This is a genomic window from Nocardiopsis sp. CNR-923 (assembly GCF_001942255.1).
In the GTDB taxonomy this organism is placed as follows: domain Bacteria; phylum Actinomycetota; class Actinomycetes; order Streptosporangiales; family Streptosporangiaceae; genus Nocardiopsis.
The window spans coordinates 1-4,100 of the sequence record NZ_MKKC01000014.1 but is presented as its reverse complement, the minus strand read 5'-3'; the positions used below and the strand labels follow the sequence as shown (position 1 = coordinate 4,100).

Annotated in this window: 2 protein-coding genes and 1 tRNA gene; 1 reads left to right on the top strand and 2 read right to left on the bottom strand. The window is 70.0% G+C overall.

Annotated elements, in window-relative coordinates; translation table 11 throughout:
• Window positions 1–601: transposase (locus BJF83_RS01045; RefSeq protein WP_143831739.1), on the top strand; the 601-nt coding region annotated here is incomplete at its 5' end.
• Window positions 602–613: 12 nt separating this feature from the next.
• Here BJF83_RS01045 and BJF83_RS01040 read toward each other — a convergent pair.
• Together BJF83_RS01040 and BJF83_RS27275 are read right to left on the bottom strand one after the other, a co-directional pair.
• The gene (locus BJF83_RS01040) at window positions 614–3,142 is read right to left on the bottom strand and encodes a CHAT domain-containing protein (RefSeq protein WP_075924810.1); all 2,529 of its coding nucleotides are present in this window, start codon (window positions 3,140–3,142) and stop codon (window positions 614–616) included.
• Between the two features lie 695 nt (window positions 3,143–3,837).
• Window positions 3,838–3,908: transfer RNA gene (locus BJF83_RS27275), tRNA-Ser, on the bottom strand.
• Between the last annotated feature and the right edge of the window lie 192 nt (window positions 3,909–4,100).

The following is a 4,100-nucleotide window of genomic DNA, read 5'->3' as shown; positions in this document are numbered from 1 at the left end:
GCCCGACCGACTGCGCCGGGCCCCGCAGTACCGCGCCTGCCTGGTCGATCCCTACCGCGATCACCTGCGTCGACGAAGGGAAGAGGACCCGGCCGTGCCCGTCCGACGGCTCTTCGGCGAGATCCGTCGGCTCGGCTACCAAGGCAGTCTCAACCTGCTCTACAAGTACATCAACCAGGGCCGACTCGACAGCGACCGGGAGGCGGTCTCACCCAAGGCCTTCAGTGAACTGCTCCTGGCCCACCCTGACCGGCTCACCCTCGAAGAATGCCGGGTCGTCGCCGATCTGACCGCGGCATGCCCGGAGATGGCCCGGTTGGCCGACCACATTCGCGGCTTCGCCCGGCTCCTGGAACCCGTCCCGGGCAACGCCCAGGCGCTGACCGCCTGGATCTTCGGCGTTCGGGCAGACGACCTTCCCCATCTGCACGCCTTCACCCGCGGGCTCGACCAGGACCGGGCCGCGGTCGACGCGGCCCTGACCCTGCCTTTCCACAACGGCGGCACCGAGGGGGTGAACACGAAATCGAAGCTGATCAAGAGGCAGATGTACGGGCGGGCCGGGTTCCCGCTGCTCCGCCACCGCATCCTCCTGCAGTGAGCTCACCGACCGTTACCACCGGAATGGGGACAGAGCCCTTAACTTGACACACCCGGCCTGGTGGACCGCGGACACCGCCACCGCCAGGGGGGCGTTGCCGCCCCGGATCTGCTGGTGCAGCCATGCGCTGAGGTAGGCGAAAGCGTCCAGGAGGGCGCGGGCGGTGGCCTCCTGCTGGGCGGTGAACACGTCGGGGTGGGTGGTGCGCCACAGGTCGGCCAGGTAGGCGGGCAGGGCCGGGTGCATCCGGTACACCCCCGCCCCCATACCGGTGAGCAGCCCGATCCCCGCCGCCCGCTCCAGCAACCGCTCCCAGCCGTCGTCGGTGCGGCCCTGGAACTGGGCGGGGATGCCCGCCACCCGGGACAGCAGGGCGAGGACGTCTTTGTCGGCGGTGGTGTGGAACAGGGACAGGGCGGTCAGGGCCTGCCGGTCGTCGGGGTCCAGGTGGGTGAAGGAGTAGGTGATGCTGGCCGACAGGGACGTGTCCCGACCGGTGCCAGTGTCGGTCTCGCCGTGTCGCCCGGGCAGGGGGGTGGTGCCGCGCAGGCCGTCTAGGAGGGTGTCGGGGTCGGCCTCCTCCAGCAGGGGCAGGACGAGCTTCATGCTCATGGGGTGGCCGTCCAACCAGCGCAGCAGGTCAGCGAAGGCCTCGCCCTGGCGTTTGGGCAGGGTGGCCGGGTAGGGGGTCAGGAGCTGGTCGGTGTAGTCGTTGGCCTCCTCCAACGCCAGCGCGCCGACCTGGATCCGCCGCACCCGGCCACCGAGCCACTGTTCAGGGGTGCGGCTGGTGATGACCAGCGCGCTGCGGCTGCGGGCGATCCGGTCCAGGAACGCGGTGATGCGGTCGCGTTCGGTCTGGTCCAGAGGGGGTGTGGCGCTGGTGGGGTCGGGCAGGGTGTGCGCTGTTTCGAAGTTGTCCCACACCAGCAGACACCGCTTCGTGGCCAGCAGTTCATCGATGACGCTGCGCCGCTGCGGGGGGTCCAGGGCGGAGAATTCCGCGCCGAACGCCTGCATGCCGATCTGGCTGGTCAGGCCGTTCAGGCTGAGGGAGGCGTGGGTGCCGGGTGTGAAGGAGTGCCAGAACACCAGGGTCGGGTGGTCCACGCCCTGGGTGTCGCGCCACCACCGCCCGAACGCCTTGGCCAGCTCGGTTTTGCCGGTGCCCGCGGGCCCGTGCAGCACCACCGTCTTGTGGTGGGGGAGTGCGGATTCCAGGGCGTGGAAGAGGGTGTCGCGGCCTACGAACACCCCCTCCGGAGCCCACACCCCTTCTTCGTCGTGTGCCGGTGGTGTGGGGGTGCGGTGGCGGTCGAGGAGGTCCTCGAAGGGGTCCATGCCGGTGCGGTCGGTGCTCAGGCCGGGCAGGGCGATGTCGCTGCGCCGGTAGTGGACGGGCACCACCCAGTCCTTGAACGGCAGCGGCCCTTTGGGGGTGGTGCGCGTGTCGTGCAGGGCGAGTCGGCGGCGTCCAGCGGTGACGGCGTCAGCGATGCGGTCCCCGGCGAAGAGGTGTTCGTAGAACGCGGTCATGAACTCGGCGGCGGCCTGGGTGTAGACGCTGTAGGACATCGCGATGACCGAGGCGACGCGGTCCTGGATCAGGCGGGTCGCGATCGCGGCCTCGGCCACCGCTTCGAGTTGGCCGGACTGGCAGGCGTTGAGCACCACCACCGGCACCTGCCCCTCGGCCAGGACCGCGGCGACCTGGGTGGCCTCGACCAGGTGGGTGCCGCCTTGGGGTTTTTCGAACGCGAGCATCCCCTGTGGGATGGCGCCTTGGAACAGGCGCCGGTCCCACTCGCGCTCCGGGTCAGGGCCGGGTGGTGGGGTGGGGCCGAAGGCGCCGTGGCCGTCGAAGTGCACCACTTGGAACGGTCTGCCCTCCCGCACCGCCTGTTCGAGCACTTCCTGGAGCCGGTCCAGGGTGGGTGGGCGCAGCACGATGAGGTCGACCTTGCCCCGTACCGCTTCCAGGCGCTCGAGTAGGGGGCGGGCGATCAGCCGATAGCTCACGTCCTTCTCGCCGTGGGGGCGGGCGATGACCATGAGCACCCGCAGGTTCTTCTGTTCGAGGGGGAAGGCGGGTTCCAGGGGGTTGGTGGGCAGGCTGCGGACGATGCCGATGCCGTCGAGCACCAGTGGCCTGTCGCGTTGGGGGTCGTGTAGCAGTTCCCAGGGCAGGCCCAGGTGGAGGGGGGAGGTGGACTGGATGACAATTTCAGCGGGGGTGGCGCGGGCGCGTAGGGCGCCGTAGGCCTCACGCCAAGGGCCGGGGGCGAACACCGTGTCGAACAGGGCGGTTCCCCATTCGGTCATCTTCTCGGCCACGGCTTGGCCTTTGTCGGCGTAGGCGCCGAAGGGCCAGCGCAGGTAGTCCTCCAGGTACCAGCGCAGGTCCTCCAACGCGGGGGCGTCCATCGGCCACTCCACCAGGGCCGGTTCACCGATGCGGGCGGCCTCGGTCTCATGGGCCCATTTCACCGAAACGGCCACTGCACCGTCAGGGGTGATGTCGATGATCAGCCGGTCGACCACACAGACCTCTCTCCATGGGACTCGGTCGGGATGCGAAGGCGCACCGGTGCGCGAACCGGTAGGCGGCACAGATGTGCAGGGGTGTGCGCGCCCTCCGTCAGTGCGCCCTCCATCCGCGACGGGCGGTGGTTTCCAGGGCTCGCTCGGGGTGGACGGGGCAGGGGGCTGGGGTTCACGGGGCGCGGCGGCACACAAGGGGGAGGGCGCGGCTCATCAGGCAACAGGGTCTGTGTCGGGGTGGAAGGTGTGCGGGGGGTCCATGCAATCACACCGAAGGCGGGCGTGGCGGGGGTTCGGCCGGGTTCGGCCGACATGCGCCCCGGGGCGGGGCTTGACGGGTGGTAGGAATCCCTGGGTGCGCGGTAGTGGCGGGTGGGCGGGCCGCGCCCGGGCCGGTGGGGGCGTCACGGTGTGTGGGCGGCGGGTGGCCCTGGTGGGCCCCAGGGGTAGGAACGCGGTGCGTTCAGGCGGCTGTGGGGCGTTGGTGGGCGCACGCGGGGCCACCCCGGGGGCGGGTGCGGGTCGGGCTCAGGGCCGTCCAGCAGGGTCACGGGGCGGCAAAATGCTCCGCGAGGTGGGTGCCCACTTGTACGGGACCTTGCACTGGGGAGCACACGAGGAGCATTTCAGGCCCTCAGGCGAGGTCCCACACCTCGTCTGTTCGACTCGTGCACCCCGTTTGACCTGGGGTTTTGTGGCGCACCCGGCAGGATTCGAACCTGCGGCCATCGGATTAGAAGTCCGGTGATCTAGTGCCGCCACGTGCCTTCTCGTGCCGTTTCGTGTCACCCCCATCCGATCCGTCGTGCCGTCTGAGGCCGTGTGATGTCGCCTGGTGTCGTGTCAGTACGGAACTGCGGAGCACGAACGGAGCACGCACGGCCGGTTGGTGGCGTCCGATGGCACCTCGCGAGGTACTCCTTGGCCACGGACCGGCAATGATGAGTCGCCCAAGCGT